General features: G+C 60.6%; 21 protein-coding genes and 2 pseudogenes. 11 read left to right on the top strand and 12 right to left on the bottom strand.

The annotated features are described in order from the left end of the window. Positions 1 to 29 precede the first annotated feature (29 nt). The 3 genes from AC1VNY_RS20975 to AC1VNY_RS20965 form a co-directional block, all read right to left on the bottom strand. Positions 30 to 1,181, bottom strand: coding sequence for a substrate-binding domain-containing protein (locus AC1VNY_RS20975; RefSeq protein ID WP_304498982.1), 1,152 nt, complete (start codon positions 1,179 to 1,181; stop codon positions 30 to 32). Positions 1,182 to 1,282: 101 nt separating this feature from the next. Continuing rightward, positions 1,283 to 2,275 carry an ABC transporter permease gene (locus AC1VNY_RS20970; protein WP_482406622.1) on the bottom strand — a complete coding sequence of 331 codons (993 nt, stop codon included), beginning with the start codon at positions 2,273 to 2,275 and terminating at the stop codon, positions 1,283 to 1,285. Then, positions 2,272 to 3,843, bottom strand: a complete 1,572-nt coding sequence (locus AC1VNY_RS20965) for a sugar ABC transporter ATP-binding protein (protein WP_482406621.1) — start codon at positions 3,841 to 3,843, stop codon at positions 2,272 to 2,274. Before AC1VNY_RS20965 ends, AC1VNY_RS20970 begins: the two co-directional genes overlap by 4 nt. Positions 3,844 to 4,103: 260 nt before the next feature. On the opposite strand from AC1VNY_RS20965, the gene AC1VNY_RS20960 reads away from it, so the two are divergent. After that, positions 4,104 to 5,936 (top strand): outer membrane protein assembly factor BamB family protein, encoded by a 1,833-nt coding sequence (locus AC1VNY_RS20960; RefSeq protein WP_482406620.1) that lies wholly within the window; start codon positions 4,104 to 4,106, stop codon positions 5,934 to 5,936. A 512-nt stretch (positions 5,937 to 6,448) separates the two neighbouring features. Here AC1VNY_RS20960 and AC1VNY_RS20955 read toward each other — a convergent pair. The 3 genes from AC1VNY_RS20955 to AC1VNY_RS20945 all read right to left on the bottom strand — a co-directional run bounded on the left by AC1VNY_RS20955 (position 6,449) and on the right by AC1VNY_RS20945 (position 7,935). Then, complete coding sequence (locus tag AC1VNY_RS20955) at positions 6,449 to 6,733, bottom strand: hypothetical protein (protein WP_482406619.1); 285 nt, start codon at positions 6,731 to 6,733, stop codon at positions 6,449 to 6,451. 111 nt (positions 6,734 to 6,844) lie between these two features. After that, complete coding sequence (locus AC1VNY_RS20950; protein WP_482406618.1) at positions 6,845 to 7,228, bottom strand: aldolase/citrate lyase family protein; 384 nt, start codon at positions 7,226 to 7,228, stop codon at positions 6,845 to 6,847. 338 nt (positions 7,229 to 7,566) lie between these two features. Next, positions 7,567 to 7,935 (bottom strand): hypothetical protein, encoded by a 369-nt coding sequence (locus AC1VNY_RS20945; protein ID WP_482406617.1) that lies wholly within the window; start codon positions 7,933 to 7,935, stop codon positions 7,567 to 7,569. Here AC1VNY_RS20945 and tnpC point away from each other — a divergent pair. Continuing rightward, positions 7,884 to 8,903, top strand: a pseudogene (gene tnpC, locus AC1VNY_RS20940) (IS66 family transposase); the annotation flags it as partial. The gene AC1VNY_RS20945 and the pseudogene tnpC overlap by 52 nt on opposite strands. After that, the gene (locus AC1VNY_RS20935) at positions 8,900 to 9,217 is read left to right on the top strand and encodes a hypothetical protein (RefSeq protein ID WP_482406616.1); all 318 of its coding nucleotides are present in this window, start codon (positions 8,900 to 8,902) and stop codon (positions 9,215 to 9,217) included. The pseudogene tnpC and the gene AC1VNY_RS20935, both read left to right, overlap by 4 nt. Positions 9,218 to 9,680: 463 nt before the next feature. Here the strand turns inward: AC1VNY_RS20935 and AC1VNY_RS20930 are convergent, their stop codons facing one another. Next, on the bottom strand, positions 9,681 to 10,532 hold the full coding sequence (locus tag AC1VNY_RS20930; protein WP_482406615.1) for a class I SAM-dependent methyltransferase: 852 nt from the start codon (positions 10,530 to 10,532) through the stop codon (positions 9,681 to 9,683). Beyond that, entirely contained in the window at positions 10,529 to 11,509 is a 981-nt protein-coding gene (locus tag AC1VNY_RS20925) for a Bug family tripartite tricarboxylate transporter substrate binding protein (protein WP_482406614.1), read from the bottom strand. Before AC1VNY_RS20925 ends, AC1VNY_RS20930 begins: the two co-directional genes overlap by 4 nt. Positions 11,510 to 11,605: 96 nt before the next feature. Between AC1VNY_RS20925 and AC1VNY_RS20920 the strand changes: the two genes are divergently transcribed. The 3 genes from AC1VNY_RS20920 to AC1VNY_RS20910 all read left to right on the top strand — a co-directional run bounded on the left by AC1VNY_RS20920 (position 11,606) and on the right by AC1VNY_RS20910 (position 15,084). Beyond that, positions 11,606 to 12,535 (top strand): LysR family transcriptional regulator, encoded by a 930-nt coding sequence (locus tag AC1VNY_RS20920; protein ID WP_482406613.1) that lies wholly within the window; start codon positions 11,606 to 11,608, stop codon positions 12,533 to 12,535. Between the two features lie 392 nt (positions 12,536 to 12,927). Further along, positions 12,928 to 14,271, top strand: a complete 1,344-nt coding sequence (locus AC1VNY_RS20915; RefSeq protein WP_482406612.1) for a TAXI family TRAP transporter solute-binding subunit — start codon at positions 12,928 to 12,930, stop codon at positions 14,269 to 14,271. A 66-nt stretch (positions 14,272 to 14,337) separates the two neighbouring features. Continuing rightward, positions 14,338 to 15,084 (top strand): molybdate ABC transporter substrate-binding protein, encoded by a 747-nt coding sequence (locus AC1VNY_RS20910; protein WP_482406611.1) that lies wholly within the window; start codon positions 14,338 to 14,340, stop codon positions 15,082 to 15,084. A 218-nt stretch (positions 15,085 to 15,302) separates the two neighbouring features. On the opposite strand, the gene AC1VNY_RS20905 is transcribed toward AC1VNY_RS20910, so the two are convergent. Further along, on the bottom strand, positions 15,303 to 15,512 hold the full coding sequence (locus tag AC1VNY_RS20905; protein WP_482406610.1) for a hypothetical protein: 210 nt from the start codon (positions 15,510 to 15,512) through the stop codon (positions 15,303 to 15,305). Positions 15,513 to 16,345: 833 nt separating this feature from the next. Between AC1VNY_RS20905 and AC1VNY_RS20900 the strand changes: the two genes are divergently transcribed. Further along, a complete protein-coding gene (locus AC1VNY_RS20900; protein ID WP_482406670.1) occupies positions 16,346 to 16,498 on the top strand; it encodes a hypothetical protein in 153 nt (50 codons plus the stop codon). A gap of 540 nt (positions 16,499 to 17,038) precedes the next feature. Here the strand turns inward: AC1VNY_RS20900 and AC1VNY_RS20895 are convergent. After that, on the bottom strand, positions 17,039 to 17,350 hold the full coding sequence (locus AC1VNY_RS20895) for a hypothetical protein (protein WP_482406609.1): 312 nt from the start codon (positions 17,348 to 17,350) through the stop codon (positions 17,039 to 17,041). 865 nt (positions 17,351 to 18,215) lie between these two features. Between AC1VNY_RS20895 and AC1VNY_RS20890 the strand changes: the two genes are divergently transcribed. Beyond that, positions 18,216 to 18,365 carry a hypothetical protein gene (locus AC1VNY_RS20890; RefSeq protein ID WP_482406608.1) on the top strand — a complete coding sequence of 50 codons (150 nt, stop codon included), beginning with the start codon at positions 18,216 to 18,218 and terminating at the stop codon, positions 18,363 to 18,365. A 166-nt stretch (positions 18,366 to 18,531) separates the two neighbouring features. Further along, positions 18,532 to 18,729, top strand: coding sequence for a hypothetical protein (locus AC1VNY_RS20885; protein WP_482406607.1), 198 nt, complete (start codon positions 18,532 to 18,534; stop codon positions 18,727 to 18,729). Positions 18,730 to 18,836: 107 nt separating this feature from the next. Here AC1VNY_RS20885 and AC1VNY_RS20880 read toward each other — a convergent pair. Together AC1VNY_RS20880 and AC1VNY_RS20875 are read right to left on the bottom strand one after the other, a co-directional pair. Then, a pseudogene (locus AC1VNY_RS20880) lies at positions 18,837 to 19,059 on the bottom strand (DUF6496 domain-containing protein); the annotation flags it as partial. 103 nt (positions 19,060 to 19,162) lie between these two features. Continuing rightward, a complete protein-coding gene (locus AC1VNY_RS20875; protein ID WP_482406606.1) occupies positions 19,163 to 19,660 on the bottom strand; it encodes a YciE/YciF ferroxidase family protein in 498 nt (165 codons plus the stop codon). A 292-nt stretch (positions 19,661 to 19,952) separates the two neighbouring features. Between AC1VNY_RS20875 and tnpA the strand changes: the two genes are divergently transcribed. Continuing rightward, positions 19,953 to 20,351 carry an IS66-like element accessory protein TnpA gene (gene tnpA, locus AC1VNY_RS20870; protein WP_482406605.1) on the top strand — a complete coding sequence of 133 codons (399 nt, stop codon included), beginning with the start codon at positions 19,953 to 19,955 and terminating at the stop codon, positions 20,349 to 20,351. Next, positions 20,348 to 20,695: an IS66 family insertion sequence element accessory protein TnpB gene (gene tnpB / locus AC1VNY_RS20865; RefSeq protein WP_057016787.1), complete on the top strand. Its 348-nt coding sequence runs from the start codon at positions 20,348 to 20,350 to the stop codon at positions 20,693 to 20,695. The genes tnpA and tnpB overlap by 4 nt, the downstream gene beginning before the upstream one ends. Positions 20,696 to 20,704 lie beyond the last annotated feature (9 nt).

Here is a 20,704-nt window from a genome sequence, read left to right as displayed (position 1 = left end):
GCGGGACCACGCATCGAACTCCCGCCTGCTTAGTTGCAGGCAGGCTTCGCCTTGTTGCAGGCGTCGGTCAGCTCCGGCGGCGGCTCCTTCTTGAACACCGTCTTGTAGGATTCCAGCACATTGGACTGCGTCACCGGCAGCGACTGCACGCCGATCCAGCCGGGCGTTTCCTTGCCGAGCAGCGCATTCATCATGGCCATCGCTTCGGCGACACCCTGGTCATAGGGGCGCTGCGATCCGGTCGCCTTCAAGGGACCGCCCTTGGCGATCTCGATCGCCGATTGCAGGCCGAGGTCGACGGTGGTGACCGGAATGTCGATGCCCTGCGCGCGCATCGAACTCAGCGTATCGAGCGCCGGCTGGTCCCAGACCGCGAACAGGCCCTTGATATCCGGATTGCCGGTGAGGAAGTCGCCCGCGATCTGCGACACCTTCGGTGGGTCGGTAAAGTCGACCTGCTTCATCTTGATGTCGGGACGGTTCTTCTGCATCCACTCGCGGACACCCTTGGTGCGCTCGTTGGTGCTGAAATAGTCGACGCCGAAATTGACCAGGCCGATGGTGCCGCCCTGCGCGACGCAGGACGCCAGGATCTGGGCCGCGATCTGGCCATTGCCCTGGCTATCCGCCGAGATCATGGACGCATATTCCTCGGGATGCTTCAGTCCGGTCGGGATGCTGTCCATCAGCACGAGCTTGATGCCGGCCTTGGCGATCTTCTTGTAGGTCGGCGCGGTCGCCGTGAAATCGACCGGGATCGAGATGATGCCATCCGGGTGCTGCTGGATGGTGTTCTCGATATCGGCGATCTGCTTGTCGACCTGATATTCGGCGGACGCGACGCCGGTGACGGTCACGCCATACTTCTTCAGCGTATCGGTGATGCCCTGGATCTGCAGTTGCGCCCAGTCGAGATTGACGGTCTGCATGGAGATGCCGACCTTGAAATGCTTCTCCTTGATCTTGGCGGCGTCGGCGTCCGACAGCGCCAGCACCTCGGGCGAGGCGGCCTTCTCGCCATGCGGCCCCTGACCGACGATCGATTTCGGTCCAAGCGTCGCGAGATCGACGCCCTTGACGCAGGTTGCAGGCACTTCGGCGCGGGCCGAGGGGGCGATCGAAATGGCCGTCGCCGCGATCAGCGCGGTCAGCGGCAGGGTTTGTCGCAAGATTGGCTTCATTGTTTCCTCCCGTTTTGGTCGCCGATTGACCGGAGGCCGGCGACCTTGCCCCTACCCTCGCAACGCCTGACCTTGCGGCCCATGCGCTGCGCCATCGTGCTCTAGCGTTTCGTGAAGGCGACCGCGGCCACGATGATCGCTCCCTTGATGACGAGCTGCAGCGGCGAGCTGACGCCGAGCAGCACGAGGCCGTTGTTGAGTGTGCCGATGATGAGGCTGCCGAACAGCGTCCCCAGGATGTAGCCGCGCCCGCCGAACAGGCTGCAACCACCGAGGATCACGGCGGCGATGACGTCGAGCTCCATGCCCTGCACGACGTCGGGCCGCGCGGCGTGCGAGCGCGCGGACAGCACCAGCGCCGCGAGCCCGGCCAGCGCACCGGTCAGCACAAAGGCCGCGGTCGTCACCCACTTGGTGTTGATGCCGGAATACAGCGCCGCGGTCGGATTGCCGCCGACCGCATAGATGCGGCGGCCGAACACGTTGTAGTGCAGCAGCAGGATGCCGACGATCATCGCCACCAGCGTCCAGGCGATCGGAACGGGTATGCCCAGGAACGAGCCTTCGCCAAAGATCGCGAAATAGGTCTCGTTGGTGATGATCACCGGCTTGGTATTGGTCACCATCATCGCCAAGCCGCGCGCCATGCTCAGGGAGCCGAGCGTGACGAGGAAGGACGGGATCGAGAGTTGCGTGGTCAGGATGCCGTTGAGCAGCCCGACCAGCGCGCCGGTGCCGAGCCCGGCGGCAGCGCCGACGATCCAGCTGTTGTTGATCTGGCTCATGGCGAGCGCCGCGGTCATGCCCGACAGCGCCAATGTCGATGCGACCGACAGATCGATCTGGCGCGCGATGATCACAAAGGTCATGCCGACCGCGATGATCGAGACCAGCGTGGTCTGGCGTCCGATGTTCAGGAAATTGTCGACCGACAGGAACCAGGGCGAGGACAGGCTGAACACGACCAGCAGCACCAGGAAGGCGATGTACAGCATGTAGGGCCGCTCGCCCCGCAGCAGATTCTGCAGCAACTTGCGGCGACGATCGGATCGGGTCGACGAGGCGACGAGATTGGACGCGGTCAGTTCGGTCATGCTTGCAATACGCCTTGTTCGGAAGCCTGGTAGATCTGCAGCAGATGATGGAGCTCTTCGGCATCATCGATCTCCCCGCGCACCAGCGTTCGCGCCACGCGCCCATCGACGATCACGGAGATGCGGTCGCAGAGCTCGATCAGTTCGACGAGGTCCGACGAGACCACCAGGACGCCGGTGCCCTCGCGCGCAGCATTGCGGATCACGCCGTAGATCTCCTCGCGCGCGCCGACGTCGACGCCAACCGTCGGCTCGTCCAGCAGCAGCAGGCGCGGCCGCGGATCATTCCATTTTCCGAACACGACCTTCTGCTGGTTGCCGCCGGACAATGTCCTGACCAGGCTCGAGGCGCCTTGCGCCTTCACCGACAGCCTCGCCACCGCAGCGTCGGCACGCCGGGCGGCGGCGCGCTGCTGCATGAAGCCCCAGCGCGAGAAATGCGGAATGCGCGGCAAGGTGATGTTGCGCTCGATCGAATGATCGAGCACCAGGCCCTGCACGTGCCGGTCTTCCGGCACCAGCGCGACGCCATGGTCGATCGCATCGGCCGCGCCGTTCGGCAGCCACGGCCGGCCCTCGATCGCGAGTGCGCCGCTGTCGACCGGCCGAAGGCCGAAGATGGTCTCCAGGACCTCGGTGCGCCCGCTGCCGATCAATCCGGCAAGGCCGTGGATCTCACCCTTCATCACGGACAATTCGACGGCCGACAGGCGGTCGTTGGACACGCCCGACAGCGACAGAACCGGCGACGGATCGAACGAGCGCACGGCCGCAGGCTCGGCGCGCGACACCGCGGGCGCCAATCGATCGGTGCCGATGATGGCGTTCACCAGCCGCTTCATGTCGGTCTCTGCGGTGACGAACGTACCGGCATTGGCGCCGTCGCGGAGCACCGTGACACGCTGCGAGATCTCGAACACCTCGTTGAGCCGATGCGTCACATAGATCACGCCGACGCCGCGGCGCGTCGCCTTGCCGATCGCGTCGAACAGGATACGAACTTCATCCGACGTCAGGGACGATGTCGGCTCATCGAGGATCAACAGGCGCACCTCGCCCATCAGTGCCTTGGCGATCTCGGTCATCTGGCGGTAGGCGAACGGCAGCGAGCCGACTGTTGCCTTGGTATCGAGGGGAATGCCGAGTTCGCTCAGGAACGCCTCGGCCCTGGCCATCAGTTCGCGCTTGCGGACAAAGCCGAACCGCGTACGCGGCTCGCGGCCGAGCAACAGGTTGTCGGCAACGCTCAACGACTCGACGAGACTGAGGTCCTGATAGACGACGGCGATGCCCGCCTCGCGCGATCTTGCCGGACTGTCGAACGTCGCCGGGTTGCCGGCGATCTCGATCGTGCCGCTGTCGGCCGCATGGACGCCACTGAGGATCTTGATCAGCGTGGACTTGCCGGCCCCGTTCTCGCCCAGCAACGCGTGCACCTCGCCGGCCCGGACCTCGAGGTTGGCGTCGCGCAACGCCCGCACGCCGCCGAAGCGCTTGTTGATGCCACCGACCATCAACAGCGCCGTCGACGGCCGAGGCTCGGCTGCGATCGAACCGGACAATTCCAAATTTTCCTCCCGTCGCCCGCGCGAGGCGCTGGTACGATGGTGACATATTGTTATTTTTGCAACTTATTGTGTTATAATTCTATCACATCGGCCCACCTGTCAATGGGAGATCGCGCCGGCGGGCGCTCGAATTGGAGGCGGCGACGATCGGATCCTGCACCGCCATACGTGCCGCCGGCCTCCGCCAGGCACGATGCAGCCGGAAGGTTGTGCTACGCTGCAATCACTCTCTTCATCAAAGCCAACGCCGGTGAATCACGATGAAACTGAGTGTTGCGATTGCCGTCGCCCTGATCTCCTCTTGCCTGCCTGCAACAGCGCAGCAAGGCGGTGCCGACCTCTACGCGCAACGCTGCGCGCAATGTCACGACAGCAGCAATACGGGTGTTCGCGCGCCGAGCCGCGCCGCGCTGCAATCCAGATCGTTCGACGAGGTGCTTGGTGCGATCACCACGGGCCCGATGGCGTCCTTCGCGCAAGGACTGAGCAGCGACGAGCGGGCGGCGATCGCCTCGCTCGTCACCGGAAAGGCCGCTTCGCTCGCGGCAACCGAGAGCGCGGGCCAATGCACGCAGAACGAGACCGGCTTTCCGCGGCCGATCGACGGGCCGCGGTGGAACGGTTGGGGCGCGGATATCAACAACAGCCGGTTTCAGCCGGCGGCAATGGCCGGCCTCGCGCAAGACCAGATCCCGCGACTGCGTCTGAAATGGGCGTTTGGATTTCCTGAGACGTCCAACGCCAGCGCGCAGCCGGCTGTCATCGGCGGCTTGCTGTTCGTCGGTGGCGGCGACCGCAAGGTCCACGCCCTCGACGCCAAAAGCGGCTGCACGCGCTGGGCGTTTCCGACCGAGGCGCCGGTGCGGACGGCCATCAGCTTTGCCCCGCTGGACAACGGCCAGCCTGCCATCTTCTTTGGCGATGTGCGCGCGAACGTTTACGCCCTGAATGCTGCGACCGGCAAGCTGATCTGGAAGAGCAAGGTCGACGATCATGTGGCCGCCCGGATTACCGGTGCGCCAGTGTTCTATTCCGGCGTCGTCTATGTCGGCGTTTCATCGATCGAGGAGGCCATCGGGTCTCGTCCCACCTACCAGTGCTGCACGTTTCGCGGCAGCGTCGTTGCGCTGAAGGCCGAGACCGGCGCACAGATCTGGAAGGCCTACACGATCCCTGAGGCACCGCATCCGACACGGGCGAACGCGATCGGGACCCAGCTGTTCGGTCCGGCCGGCGCGTCGGTCTGGTCCGCGCCGACGATCGATGTGCAGCGCCAGGCGCTCTATGTCGCGACCTCGAACAGCTATGCCGATCCGGCAACCGACACCAGCGATGCCATCCTCGCGTTCGATCTCACGACCGGCCGAATGCTGTGGCATCAGCAAGCCACGCCGAAGGACAGCTTCATCGTTGCGTGTTTCGGCACCGATCAGAGCAATTGTCCGGAAGACCGCGGCCCCGACCATGACTTCGGCCAATCGCCGATCCTGGTGAGCCTGCGCAACGGACAGCGCGTGCTGGTGATCGGCCAAAAATCCGGCGTGGTCCACGCGCTCGATCCCGACCACGAGGGCAAGATCCTGTGGCAGACGCGGATCGGCAAGGGTGGCGCGTTGGGCGGGACCGAGTGGGGCTCCGCCGCCGACCAGGACCGAATCTATGTCGCCAATTCGGACGTACGATTTCTAAGGGACGGCACGCGACGTCTGAATTCAAGCGAAGGTGGCGGCCTGTTCGGGCTCGATCTTGCGACCGGGAAGATCGCGATGCAGGTGGCGCCGGTGGCCTGTGGCGACCGCCCCCAGTGCAGTCCCGCTCTCTCCGCGGCGGTCACCGCCATTCCCGGCGTCGTGTTCTCGGGCGGCGTGAGCGGCTTCCTGCGCGCCTACGCGACCGATGACGCAAGGCTGCTCTGGGAGATCGACACCGCCCGCGACTACACCACGGTCAACGGCGTTGCGGCCCATGGCGGCGCCATGGACGGACCCGGCCCGGTCGTCGTCGACGGCATGCTGTACGTCAATTCCGGCTACGCGCAATGGAGCGGACTGCCCGGCAATGTTCTGCTGGCCTTTGAAATCGGCAACCCCTGACAGGTATTTGCGCCGGCAAGCTGAGCACTACTCGCGGCGGGCTATTCGTGCTTTGATGCCGGACAGGATCAGCCGAGAGGTCCGAAGGAGACCGTGTGGTGATTGGTGACGTGCTACGCAACATCACGTCAGGGGCCGTTACCCTCGCGCGCTCCAATGGTCCCGAATCGCCGATATCAGGGACCGGCGTCCCGAAATCGACTGACATGGCTGCCGCGCCTCAAATCGTTGCGCATTTCGTTGCGCACAAAAAACACAGAAACTATAAATGCTTGGAAAGATGGTCGGAGTGGCAGGATTCGAACCTGCGACCCCTGCGTCCCGAACGTAAGCAGCAACCGAAATAATCAACAAAAACAACGAAGACTGATCCTGGTTGACCACCTTTATCGCCGTTTGTTCACGGGGTTTCGGTGGTCAATCGGTGGTTGACGTCTGATCCGGCAGCCTAATGCTGCTCGTCAAATCGGTTACCAACGAAGCAGCGGCGTTGGGCGTAAGAACGCGACGGCTCAACGTTGCAGGTGGAATGGCGCCTTTTGAAATGCCCGGCTTCCAAGTGAACAATTGAAATTGCCGCGAACCCTTGGAGTTTCAGCGCCAACGCGCAGCCTGAGCAAATCCAGAATGGCGGAATCAAAATCAGCTTGATTATCCAACAATTTCAAGGGGCCTTTGGAAAAAACAGCCGAATTTGCAGGTAGCAATATCAATTGGTTAGCAGGCATTTCCAAAGAAAGCGCCCTGCCAGCGACTTGAGAGCGCATCAGCGTCCGCAGCCACATCGAGGCGCTCACGAGGTCCGCTCGGTCGCGGCCCAATAGTGGGCTGACCAGAGGCCAAGTTAGGCCACTACCGGACTTGGGCATGTGTACCGTGTGCGCGAGCTATGCGTCCGCCTCTGGCGCTTAGCTTGAAGTCTGCTTTGCCCAATTGACGGCGACTGTGGCGGCGTTCTTGAGCATCAGCACGTCAAGGCCAAGCCCCACGGTCGTGTAGCCGCGCGCTACGGCAGATTGGACCTGCTGCTCGGTCAAAGCGAATGTACTCCTCTGCACCTTGGCCGCGGTCGTAGCGCGCTCGAACCGCTCTACCGCTTTCACGAAAATAGGATTGTCAAATTGGCTGGGGCAACCTAGCTCGACCGAAAGATCGAGTGGCGAGAGGACCAAGAGGCTGAAGCCTTCGACGGCACAGATCGCCTCGATATTTTTAATTGCTGCTTTTGTCTCGATCAGGATGTTGCAGACGATCGTGTCATCGAGCTTCGATAGGTAGTCCTGATAGGACACGCCTCATCAGGAATGCCCGCTGAATGGGCCGAAGCCGCGTCTCCCGCGAGGCGGATAACGCGTCATCGCGCGGCCGTTTGGTCCGCGATATACCGCATTCATCACTGACTGCTCGCGGGCAGCACAGGCGCGGATCGCCCGACATGAATCTCCGTAACGGCGGGATTTTGTCTCCTCACCTCGGATGACGCAACCGATCGATCGCATGATCGTCACAACGACAGCGCCCGCGCGCGTCGTCGCGGCGGCGCCGCCGCGCCGCTCGGCGCGATCGCGTAGCCGCCGTCGCGCACCGCGAGGGCGCCCTGCTTCTTGCCGCGCTTGAGCACCTGGTCCAGCTATACCGGGCTGAGATCGGCGAGTTCCGGCTGCAAACTCGCCTGCATCACGCGCCGCGGCAGCGGCACCGCTGAGACTGCGAGGGCCACCACCAGCCGCACCCAGAGCAGATGCGCGAATTCGCGGGTGATCTTGCCGTCGGTATCCGGGCTCGCCGCGGCTACCCAGGGGCGCGGCGGCGGCTCATAGCCGAACCAGTAGCGGCCATCGCTGCCCTTAACCCGCGCGATCCGGGAGCCGGCGAGCGCGGCGGCCAGGTGCCGCGAGGGACGGTTGGTGGTGAGCGGAATCCGTCCGCTGTCGATCAGTCGCCTTCCCGTTGAACCGCCAGGCCGAGCGCTACGCTCTGGAAGGCGTGCCGATCGCACTGTCGACCATGACGGATGCCGTTGGGGCGGTCTGTGCCTCGCTAGATCCGTTGCTGCGCCGCCTTGAGGCCCATGTCATGGCGGCCGAGCGCCTTCATGCCGACGATACGACCGTGCCGGTGCTGGCTAAGGGTAAGACCGATACGGGGCGGTGCTGGATCTACGTGCGGGACGACAAGCCATTTGGTGGAGCCGGCCCGCCAGCGGCGATGTTCTACTACTCGCGCGACCGCAAGGGCGAGCATCCCCAGGGGCATCTGGCCCGATATGCCGGCATCCTGCAGGCCGACGCCTATGACGGTTACAACCAACTCTATCTGGCGGGACGCCAGCCCGGACCGATCCGGGAGGCTGCCTGCTGGTCGCATGGAAGGCGTCCGTTCTTCGCCATGGCCGATATCGAAGAGAATGCGCGGCGCAAGGCTGCCGGCAAAAAGGAGATCCCGCTCTCGCCCATCGCGGTCGAGGTCGTGCGCCGGATCGATGCGCTGTTCGAGATCGAACGCTCCATCAATGGCAGGAGTGCGGAGGAGCGTATTCAGGTGCGGCAGACGCTGAGCCGTCCCTTGATCGATGATCTTCAGGTCTACATGCGGAAACAGCTCGCCAAGCTCTCCCGTGGGCACGACCTGGCCAAGGCGTTCAGCTATATCCTGAAGCGATGGACGAGCTTCACGCTGTTCCTGGAAGATGGACGCGTGTGTCTCTCCAACAATGCCGCCGAACGGGGCTTGCGAGGCATCGCTCTTGGACGGAAGTCCTGGCTGTTCTGCGGATCTGATCGCGGAGGGCGGCGCGCCGCAGCCATGTACAGCCTCATCGTCACGGCGAAAATGAACGGCATCGACCCGCAGGCCTGGCTCGCCGATATCCTCGCCCGCATTGCCGCCCATCCGGCTCATCGGCTGGACGAACTTCTGCCCTGGAATTGGACGCCAGCATCAGCACTCTCCGCTCGAGCGGCATGACCACGCACGTCAACAAGGTCCATCACGTCACCACCATCACCCAGGTCGCGAAAGACCTCGGCGAAGACGAAGATTGGCTGTGGGACATCGCCAACGAAATGGAGATCGAGGACGGCGTCATCTGGGTCTATGGCGTCGGAGAACACGACATCCAGGCATTCACCGACTTTGGAATCGAAAACCTCATCGAGCTGATCAGGTTCTACAAAGAGAGAACCCTGGACTGCTCAGGCGGTAACCCCGCGGCCTACGCCGAATGGATACCAGGCACCAACCCGAAGCGATCGAGCTTCGTCCGGATTGACCGACGCTAATTGCGCGCGCGCGGAGGGAGGGGTCTGTCGCGATCGGTCAGGACGCAACCCGCCGCTCTTGGCCGCATTTTCGGGGATGGCGATCGCCGCCGCACTTCAGCCGGCAACGTCCAGTGGAGCTAGACCACAACATATCGAAGCTAGCCTTCCAATTCAGCTTCTTTTCGTACTGGACCAAGAGTCCGATCGTATCCAGATAGGCTCACCGCTGCTCTGACAGCATGATGTGGCGGCCGGGCGTCGACCACGGACAGAGGCATCAGCTCGGCGACGAGACGTTCACCCGGGAGGCTTGACATCGTCGAGCCCATTACAGAAGGTCGTGTACCCATTACCCGGCGGCGTGATGCGGCGAACGCTATGTCCACTTTTCCCCTATAGCAACCGAGTTCGTGCGGCAGCGCAGTATGCCGCGATAGGCCAGAAGCGGAAATAACGAGAAGTCTTGCCAATAGTTCACGAGTCAGGTCTTGCGGGCAATTAACTCGTAAGGGGCAATGATGTCTTTTGAAATGCACTCAGACATGTTGCGTATTTGATGCTGCCGTCTCTCGCCCATCAATGTTTGCAAGCCCAGCGCTGAAGTAACGCCGGCCGCAACTGAGCGCGCTTTCTGATCGGCGATATACGCAAGCGCGCAGTCCTTTCGATTACGTTCCGAAAGGATTTCGAAGCCAGCCTGCTCCAAAGCGAACCTGTAGCGCTCGGGAGGGCTCACTGCGCTCGACTCGCTCGTTGTGGCCCAAGGTACAGGAAACAACAATTCGCCTTCAGCCATTCGCATGACGTCATAGATTGCGAAAAGCGCTCCTGGTTCTAGGATGCGCGCGACTTCACGACAAAGGCTTTCCTTGTCTTCGATATTCATGCCGACGTGGAGCATGTAGGCCTTGCTGAAGGTCGATGCTTGAAACGGCGTCGCCAGAGCACTGACTTGGTGAAAGGTGACACGGTCGTCGAGCCCCAGCCATTGGCACAACCGCCTTCCCGTCTCAACGTAATCCAGCGTCAGATCAACGCCGTTGACCCGGCACTTGTAACGGTCCGCCAGGAAGCGCGCTGGGCCACCCAGACCGGAACCAACATCCAGGACATGGTCGGGGGCCGTAATCCCGAGCGCCGCCATCAGCTCCTCGGTCGCTTTGCGGCCACCGATATGGAATTCGTCAACCACCGACAGGTCGTCGATGGTGACGGTGTCTTTCGTCTTGCCTAGCTGAGCGAGACCGCTTTCGATCGCTTCAATCAATCCGCCGCGCGCATAGTGATGCGCAATTGTATCTTCCGCGGTGGCCCCCGAAGACGTAATCGTCATGAGGCTTTGATCCCGGCGTCGCGAATGACCTTGCCCCACTTCTGGTATTCGGATGCCAAGTATGCGGCGCATTCGTCGGAAGAGTCAGCTACGGGCTGATATCCAAAACCAGCGAGCCGCTCCTTTACCTCAGATCGAGCCATCAACTTCGCAATTTCGCGCTGGAGTACGCCGACATATTCCTTGGGCGTTCCGGCGGGGACGAGGACGGCCGTCCAGATATCCGCCGCGATATCGGGATACCCGGCCTCCGCGATGTTGGGAACACCCGGCAAGACCTCAGACCGGGTTTTGCTCGTCAGTGCGAGCGCACGCAACTTGCCCTCCTTGACGTGCTGTATGGCGGGCGGCAGCGCCCCGAACGATACCGGCGTGTGGCCCGCGAGCGTCGATCCAATGGCCGCACCACCGCTATTGAAAGGAACGTGCACGATGTCGAGTCCGAGTGAAAGCCGAAAAAGTTCTCCCAACAGATGGGGCGGTGTGCCGGCTCCCGGCGAAGCATAGCTGAATTTGCCCGGGCTACTTTTGATAAGCGCAACGAGATCGTTCACTGTCTTCGCCTGGACGGACGGGTGCACGGTTAGCAAAGTCGGTGCCGTCGCCGCCAACGTTACGGCGTCGAAGCTCTTTTGGACATCGTAGGGAACGGTTTCGAAGAGCGACGGATTGGCGACAAAGCTGGGTGAAGCTACAAAAATCGTGAGACCGTCAGGCTGGGCCTTGGCAGCGTGCCCTGCTCCAATATTGCCTCCAGCCCCGCCGATATTTTCGACAAAGAACTGCTTGCCGAGTTGTTCGGAAAGTCCCTGGGCAATGACGCGCGCCGCCAGATCGTTTGGGCCTCCGGCGGCGAAGGGCACGATGACGCGCACCGGTCGGGCGGGATATTGCTGTGTGAAGGCTGGTCTGGACGCGGCGGCTACGGCGAGAGTTGCGCAAGAGGCTTTGAGAAAGAGGCGGCGGCTTAATCGCATAAAGAACTCCATAAAATGGTCGCCAAACGATAAGCTTCCCGACACATGCAAGCTATAATATGTTGCCCCCAATTTCCATATCTAATGGATATGATAATGGAGCTGAGGCATCTTCGGTATTTCATAGCCGTGGCGGAGGAAAAACATATCACACGAGCCGCTGAGCGCCTCGGTATGCAGCAGCCGCCGCTGAGCCAGCAGATCAAGGCGATCGAGCAGGAGCTCGACGCGCAGCTTTTTTTCCGCAAGGCCCGGGGCGTGGAGCTGACCGACGCAGGGCGTGCCTTTCTGGAAGAAGCCCGCGCCACGTTGATGCATCTGGACAGGGCTTTCGATTCGACCCGGCGCGCCACGCGAGGCGAACAGGGGCGCTTGTGTGTCGGGGTCACCTCCACAACGCCATTTCATCCGGTGGTACCGCGCGCCATTCGCTCATTTCGCGAGGCCTGTCCCATGGTGGCCCTAACGTTGGAGGAATGTCTAAGCAATGAATCCGTTGATCGCGTGCGGAACGGACAAATGGACGTGGCTTTCATTCGGGTCATGCCGGGGGATGGGAGCGGCCTTGTCGTCAATTCTCTCCTTTATGAGTCGATGGTCGTAGCGCTGCCGACCAGCCACCCTATGGCACAAACCAAATCCGAGGCGCCGGTTTCGCTCGATCGGCTTTCACGCGAGACTTTCATTCTTTACGGCCCGCCCGGAACGGGAATGTACGACACCATCATCGCCGCATGTCAGGCCGCCGGTTTCAGCCCGCGAATTGGCAATTTAGGGGCGTCCACCCAGTTGGCTCCTCGCATCACCTCGACGCTGAGCCTCGTCGGTGCTGGTCTTGGGATCACGTTTGTCCCCTCCTCGCTGCAACGTATGAACATGGACGGCGTAACCTACCGTGGGATCAAGGGATCCAACCGACCGGTGGTGTCGCTCAAACTTGCATCACGTCGTGACGAAAGGTCTGCGGTCGCGAAGCAATTTATTGATTTTGTTAGAAAGGAAGCAAGCGACTACGCGACCAAATAGCCGGATTTCTGCGACTCCGTTTCCGCGTGCAGGCACAGTGTCCGCTATTGATCATTTTCGACGGTTTTGGCAAGGATTGCGGGCTGGTCGATGTCCGCTCCTGTCCGTGGGGGTAACCCTTTCGGTTGAGCGCACATACAACAATGCGCCCGTTGGATCGCGTATTGGATTGCGTTGTCGCGTTTCAGCGCAAGAGGGTACGACCGAGGGCGGACGGTACTTTCCCCGGCTTCATCCGACCCTGGCCTCGCCGATCGACAAGGCGTCGAACTGCTCATGCAGGTTCACAAAAACAAGTGTCGAAACCACACGCGGCGCCGTCAGGGAAGATGCTGGTCCCCCCACCACTAATCGGTTAGGATCGGTCGACCGCACCGGGACGCTTGCGAAGCATGCTGAGTTTGAAGCTCAAGTATCTTTTGCTTGTTGCGTTAATGGCGTTCGCCGCCATCTCGTGGGCGCTTACATATTTTCTTCCAGCACCGCCATCGACTGTGACGATCGCCACCGCTTTCAAAGGTGCCAGCTTCGACTATTACGGCCGACGATACCGGGAGAGGTTTGCGTTCGCCAACGTGGACCTGAAATTGCGCGCGACAGAAGGTGCCCTCGAGAACCTGCGGCTCCTGGAGGATCCCGCCTCTGGAGTTCAGATCGCTTTTGTCACGGGCGGCGTTGCGGAGTCCGACACGCTTTCTGGCATCCTCTCCCTCGGCACTATCGATTACCTGCCGATCTGGTTGTTCTATATCTCCGCCGAGCCCCTTGAGACTCTATCACAGCTCAGGGGAAAGCGCATTGCAGTAGGGCCTGTCGGAAGCGGCACTCGGTTCAGCGCCGAAAAGATACTCGGCAAGGGCGGTATCACTCCCGACGACGCGACATTCGTTCCGGTGGCTGGGGATAAAGCCGCCCAGGCGCTGCGGGACGGCAAAGTTGACGTCGTGTGGATCCTCGGCTCTCCGAATGCGACGGCTGTCCAGTCGATGCTGCGCGATCCAAACGTCGGTCTCATGAACTTTCCGATGGTGGAAGCGTTCACCCGCGTCATTCCAAGCCTCGTGCGGCTGGACCTCCCGCAAGGTGTCATCGACCTTGCAGGCAATATTCCGACTCATGACGTTAAGCTTGTAGCGACAACTACTAGCGTGTTGGTCCGGAACGATCTGCACCCGGAAATAGTCGCTCTTCTTCTCAATACCATGCAGGAGATCCACAGAGCGCCCGGCATATTCCAACGCGGCGACCAGTTTCCGATGCCGACTGACCCTGACTTTCCAGTGGCCGCGGCCGCCGTGGATTTCTACAAGAATGGGCCCTCCTTTCTTCAGAGACATCTGCCGCTCTGGCTGACGGTCCACGCGCAAAGAGCGATCGCGGTGCTTGTAACCGCGATCGCGATCGGGCTACCTCTGTTCCGCTATCTGCCCGCGGCATACGACTGGCACATCCGGAGACGCCTGCTGTACTGGTACAGCCAGCTCAAGACGCTAGAAGCCTCCATCGAAGATGACCGAATTGGCAAGGAACTGGATGCGACACGAATTGCGGTGGACAAGATCGAAGAAGCGGTTAGCCACACCCGTTTCCCACTTGGCTTTGCAAACCAGGTCTATGATCTTCGAGGTCACATCGACATTGTGAGGCGCCGATTGGCCCCACAAGCGGGCGCATCAAACAAACAGAATGCGGCGCAGGCTCCTGTCCGCGCATCTCGGCTTTCCGACGCAAGCTGACCCGCTGCTGGACTGTTGGTAAACCTTGCCAAAACTAAACGCGTCGAAATCCAACAGGAGGCTCACATGAAGTGTGGATTTATAGTCGCTACGGCAGTGGGCCTACTTGTATCCGGCGCTGCGAGCGCCGCGGAAATCAAAGTGCTCGCCTCCGGCGCGACGAAGGAAATCATCAATGAAATACTTCCCGCTTTCGAGAAAGCTTCTGATCACAAAGTTGCAATCACATTTACAGGCACCGCCAATATTAAAAAGCGCATAGCGGCTGGAGAAACGTACGATCTGGTTATCGTCGGGGCACCATTGATTGATGCGTTCGTACAGCAAGGAAAAATAGCGTCCGGCAACCGGACGGATTTGATGAAATCAGGTGTTGGTGTCGCAGTGCGGGCCGGCGCATCGAAACTAGATGTCGGATCCAGCGAAGCGCTGAAAAAGACGCTGCTCGCGGCCAAGTCCATCGGCTATTCAAGCGGACCAAGCGGGGATCATGTGGTCAACTTGGTTGAGCGTATGGGCATCGCCGATCAGGTTAAGTCAAAAATGAAACAAGTCCCCTCTGGCAGCCGGATCAGCACAATGATCGAGAGTGGTGAAGCGGAAGTCGGTTTTCAGCAGATCAGTGAACTGATCCATGAAAAAGGCATCGATTATCTTGGTCCGCTGCCCTCAGAGCTTCAGAAGATTACGGTGTTTTCAGCCGGCGTCCACACTGGCACAAGGGAACCGGAGGCTGCGAAGGCTCTGGTCAAGGCACTGACGGCTCCGAACGCCGCAGCTGTCATTAAGGCACACGGCATGGAGCCTGGCTGAAGCTTTCAAACTAGGCCGTACAGGTTGATGCCTTCCGACCGAACGTCCACCTATGGCCCATCGCGACATCTTGCGTTGCCGCACGAACTTGGTCGCTATCGGGACAAAGCGGACGTAAAGCCACGCCGACGGTTTTATGGGTACACGGCCCTAGACCACCGGCCTCGCCTTCGACGCGGGCTCTTGCTTCACTGAAAGTCAACTCGCCGCGGAGGTGCTCAGCGCCAAGCCTTCTCGTTCTTCTTCTCGTAATCATTGAAGCCCTTCTCAAGCTCGCCTAGGACCTCGGCGGACGTCTCGAACATCGCCTTCAACTGCGGATCGTCGACCTTCTGGATGTCGTCGCGCAGGTGTTTCCGGAGGTCTTGGAGCGCCTTCTGCATCTTCTGCGTATGGTGCCGGGCTTCGCGGTCTCCCGAACTTGCCATGGTCAGCCTCGTCGTTGCTTGGGGCGGCGCCGGACACAGGAGAACCCGGCGAACGGCGGTTAACCGATAGCCGGAAGCGGCGTTCCAGTTACGAAACTCGATGAAGGCAGCATGAATACAGAATTTGCTTGCTGAATTTAGTCGCCGCGCTGGAACGTGACCACCTCGACGCGGCGACGCGCGATGATTCGTTTTGCGAAACCGCCATTCACACCTGAATTGCGATGCAACTCAAATGCGCACAAACATCTCTCACGTCACGATCTCAATGCGATCGCCGCGCCTTCCGCACGGCCGCGGGCCTGACATCCGAATAAGCCCGTCGGTGCACCGATACATCGATCCTTAGCGCTTCGCGGGCGGGCCGCTCTTATTCGCTGGCAGGCCTTTGATGTTGGAGGGATCCTGCTGTTGCACGTGCTGATTCTGAGGGTTTGAACCGACTGTGCCTTGGCCCGGCGCGGGGCCGTTCTTGTTTCCGGAGGCACCACTAATGCCGGTTCCTGAATTCTCCGCGCTCGGAGAATTCGTGGCGCCGGTGGAACTAGTGGCCGTGCCCGGCCGGCCAAGCGGCGTAGCGGCCATGCCTGGCTTTTGCTGCAGCGGTGATCAAGGCGCAACGCGCCCGACACAGGTGTCAATCTACTCAAAGCGCTCCGCTCTCCCACGCAATCTAGATCACGCGCGAACAAATGGCGCATCACCGAAATTGATGGGCCAGAGGGCCATCCACCCGCCACAGGACCAATTGACCAACGTCTTGGTTTCGGACGGTCCGCCACACCCAACGTCTAGCGGCTTCCCGCGCGCCCGATTCAGCGCGATCATATGCGATGGCCCCCAAACACCACCCTACCCCGCTTTCCGGCGGCGACCGCAAGGCGCTGACGAAAGAGCTGCGGCGCGCACGGGCAGTGACGACGATCCTCGCCACTCGATCGGCCGAGAAGCGCGCCGCCGGCGAGGCGCTGATCCCCCGACCTTGACCGAGGCGAACTTCCAGGCCTGGCGCGATCACCGCGACTGGATCGCGCGCAAACAGGCCATGTGGGACCGCGGCGAAAAGCCGGCTTCTCAACAGCCGTCGTCGCTGATGCGCTGCCCCTGCGGCCACCGACCGGCCGAAAGCCAGGTCCACATCCCTCATATCTACGCTGCGCAAAGGCGCGATAGAATTCGACGATGAAGATGAAGATGAACCGCGACCGGTCCGACCCGGCGATGAGGGAATTGAACGAATCCATAGCTCCTCAGCGATCGCGAGGATTGTCTTGCTTGAGCAAATTCCTCACCCGCCGCCGCTCTTCTGTGATTGTTGGAAGAGGCATGCCAAGGATGCGCGCGCGTTCAAGAACGGAGTTAACTGGTCGTCTCAGCGCGACTGCGATGCGGTTCGCACTAGCCCGAGCAGCGATCATGGCTTTAAGTCGTTCGATTTCTTCGGGGGTCCACCTTCGATAACGCATGTCCGTAAATGGCTTGCCGAAACGTACGTTCCTCGCTGACAACGGTCCCAAACTACGAGTTCATAAAAATAACCCATGTGAATCAGGTGTGGAGGGCAGCTCAACACTTGCCGAGAATTGCTGTGCTGCACGTTTTGCGGCGGCGACAACAGAGAGCAGCACAGCTTCAGGAATCGCGGGCTCTTTTGACCCGTCCGGTGGCGGCCATGCATACCGCCCCACGGGCAGATCCACGGGCACTTTGACTTCGATCAGCCGCTCTCCCAAAGGAGAAATCTTGGCAGCGCGGAAGACAACGGAATTGGGGCTCAGTCGCCGGTATGGCGTGATCTTCAGATAAGGTTCCGTCATCAAAACTTGAAACAAACGCACGAATTGAAATTTCGTAGGCTATTTGCCCCACCCATCCAGCCTGTCGATAAGATGCGAAAGTCCTTACTGGGAACTAACGATGCCGGTAGGCGATGGATGTTGCTGCGCGCCGCTGCTTGTTGGTATGACGCCCTCGATCAAAGACGTGGATGCACGTAGGTAGCGGCTCTCACAGTCAATGCCTGGCGATGATGTCGGGCCAGAGCACATTCCCGATAGCGGCAGCTTCGAGGTGAGGCTTCCTGACAAGAGCTACTATTTCTACTGGGACGACAACGGCCGCCGCCGGTGCCGTCCGCAGCGTTGACGACAGCCACTAGGCGCTAGAGAAGGCAAAGGCGTTTGCCAGACGTCATGGCGGAGATATTGATTGAAATACGTTCGCTCGGGATGACGATTAAATACGCCGGGCGGTAACGGGTTTCCATATCGCACTTTAATCTCGTAAATAATTGCTTTCATTGTAAATGAAATACTCAAACGGCCTAAAAAACTAACTCCCCTCCTAATGACAGTTTCCCTATCTGGATTCGAAGCGAGGAGAATAGCCGCCTCAGTCGGCGTCCCTAATTTCCGTAGACCAAGTACCTAGAACCATCTACGTTCCGAGCGTGAGGTCGGGGCGTTTCGGGAGCGCTCTGGGCAATCCGGAATTACAAGGCGTATATCCTCGGCGATGATGGCCACATCATCGACCGCGTGGACTTGGTATGCGGCGACGACGAGACCGCGAAGGACAAGGCGCGGAAGCTCGCTATCGGACAGGCAGTTGAGCTATGGGACGGGGCGCGCAAGATCGCGGTCTTTCAGGCACTCTCGTAACGAGGGACGGGCCATCGCGGCCTCACCAATTGCAAGCAACGCCTTGAATGCGATCATCGCGGAAATCGGCGCAACGGCGGTGATCCCGTCCCACCGCACCCGCAGTATCATCATTCCGCACGACGCCGACGCCCACAAACAGCGCAACCGCATCGAGCGCTGCTTTGCCAGCTCAAACACTTCCGACGCTTAGCAACCTGTTATGACAGGGGACCTGACAACTTTACCGGCTTCATCCATCTCGCTGCCGCAATGATCTGGATGCAATGAATGCCGATCGAGTCTGCAGGATCTGGTAGGAACGCCGGGGCTTCCGGTCGATTGTTTTCTGAGAAAAAGCAAAAAGCCTCGAGAAAGCGATGACGCTACCCATCCGAAGTGTTCACCAGGACGACGCGGCTGTGCTTGAGCACGCCATGAAGAAACTTGAGGAGACCCGCCTTGCCTTCAAGAAATTCGCCAAAGCGCCGTCGGTTGTACAGGATGTGGTTTTGAATGAGGCGATGGAGGCGCTGCGTACGCGGCTGAAGAAGACGCAAGCGCGCGAGATGGCTTGAGGCGCATTGGACAGAAAAAGCACGCTCATCCGGCGCGGTATCCCAGTGACGCCGGACTGCACTGCCGCTCCATCAAGTTGTCCGCGTCCGGCGGATGAAGGTCACGAGCGTGACTTTTTCTTGGGTACCTTCTTGGCCTTTTTGCGGGCTTTAGAGAGGCCGATGGCGATGGCCTGTTTTCGGCTCTTCACTTTCCCGCCCTTGCCGCCGCGTCCACTCTTGGCGGTGCCCTTCTAGTAGCGGCGCATTTCATTTTCGACGTCGCTGCTCCGAGCTTTTCGAGTAGCGGCGCTTTTTCGACTTCTTCGTTTTCTTGGCACTCTTCGCCATTGGCGCTTCCTCCTGCAAGGCACTGCGGGCCTTCGGACTCTCTAGCACCGTAACGAAGTCGTAGGGATCATTAAAGCCTCGGCCTCATAATCCCCAGTCCGCATCAGGCCGCTTCGGCCTCGGCATTGACGACGCTCTTGGCGAGGTTGGTCAGCGTCTGATCCGTTTTCTTCTCCTCCGACAGTGTTTCCTTCAAAAGCTTGACGGCATCGGAGAGGCCGAGCTCGTCCGCCCATGTGATCAGTGTGCCGTAACGGGAGATCTCGTAATGCTCGACCGCCTGGGCCGCGGCGAGAAGACCGGCATCAAGAGCAGCCGCGCCCTTATACTCGGACATGATTTCCTTGCCCTCATCGAGAATGCCCATGATGGCATCGCAGGTCTTGCCCTGGGGCCGAGCCTTGATCGTCGTGAAAACTGATTCGAGACGTTCAATCTGGGCTTCGGTCTCCTCCTGGTGCTTCTCGAACGCGGCGCGCAGTTCGTCGCTTTTTGCGGCCTTGGCCATTTTGGGGAGCGCGCTCAGAATCTTCTTCTCGGCGAAATAGATGTCCTTGAGGGTGTCGTGGAAAAGGTCCTGCAGGGTCTTGGTTTTGCTCATGGCGTGCCTCCAGATGAAATCGACACGACAAGCCGCTCAACCCGGAGTGGTTCCTACGCAAAAGCCCGGGGCGCTACGGCGCCGGGGTTTCGTGAGCGCAGATGGTCTGGCTCACCGGTAGCGAGGCCCTGGTAGTAGTCGTAGACGCGCCGGTCGTCGTCGCGAGTCCAGCTCCAGTCATTGTCGTTGCTGTAGCGCGGCGCTTTGTCCAGCTGTATCCCTCCGTTGAGGGCCGCCTTGTTTGACGAACGCGATCGCTGCAGGTCCTAGGGGTAATCCTAGGAGAAGCGCTATGACGATTTCGAGGGCGGAGGTGATCACGTCGGTCGAGCGGCGGCGCCGCTGGTCGCAAGATGAGAAGGAACGGCTTGTTGCAGCGTCGCTGGAGCCCGGCGCCAATGTTTCCGAGGTGGCTCGCGTGGCCGGGCTTCATGTGAGCCAGCTGTTCAGGTGGCGCAAGGAGCTTTGCAGGCACGGCGAAGCGAGCATAGCGCCGTTTGTTCCGGTCGATATTGGGTCGTCCGCGCCACCGCGGGAGGTGGCCGAAGCGCCGTTGACGACGACGACGCGTCGACGCAAGAGCCACGGCATCATCGAGATTGATCTTGGTACCGGGCACCGCATCCGGGTCGATGGCGACGTTGATGGAGACGCGCTACGTCGTGTTCTCGATGCTTTGGTCCGCCGATGATCCCAGTTCCCACGGGCGCGCGAGTGTGGCTCGCGACAGGCTACACGGACATGCGCCGAGGCTTTCCGTCGTTGGCACTCCAGGTGCAGGAGGTGCTGCGCAAGGACCCGCTCAGCGGTCATCTGTTCGTCTTCCGCGGTCGCCGAAGCGATCTTGTGAAGGTGATCTGGCACGATGGCCAGGGAGCATGCCTGTTCACCAAGAGACTCGAGAGAGGAAAGTTCGTCTGGCCATCGGTTGCGGGTGAAGCTGTGACGATCTCGCCGGCTCAGATGAGCTACCTGTTGTCCGGAATCGATTGGCGTAACCCTCAAGAAACCCATCGGCCGACGCGGGTCGGATAGCCGCTTTTA

It is taken from the genome of Bradyrhizobium ferriligni, assembly GCF_056837965.1.
The sequence above is the reverse complement of the archived record's forward strand: the minus strand, read 5'-3'. Positions and strand labels throughout refer to the sequence as shown.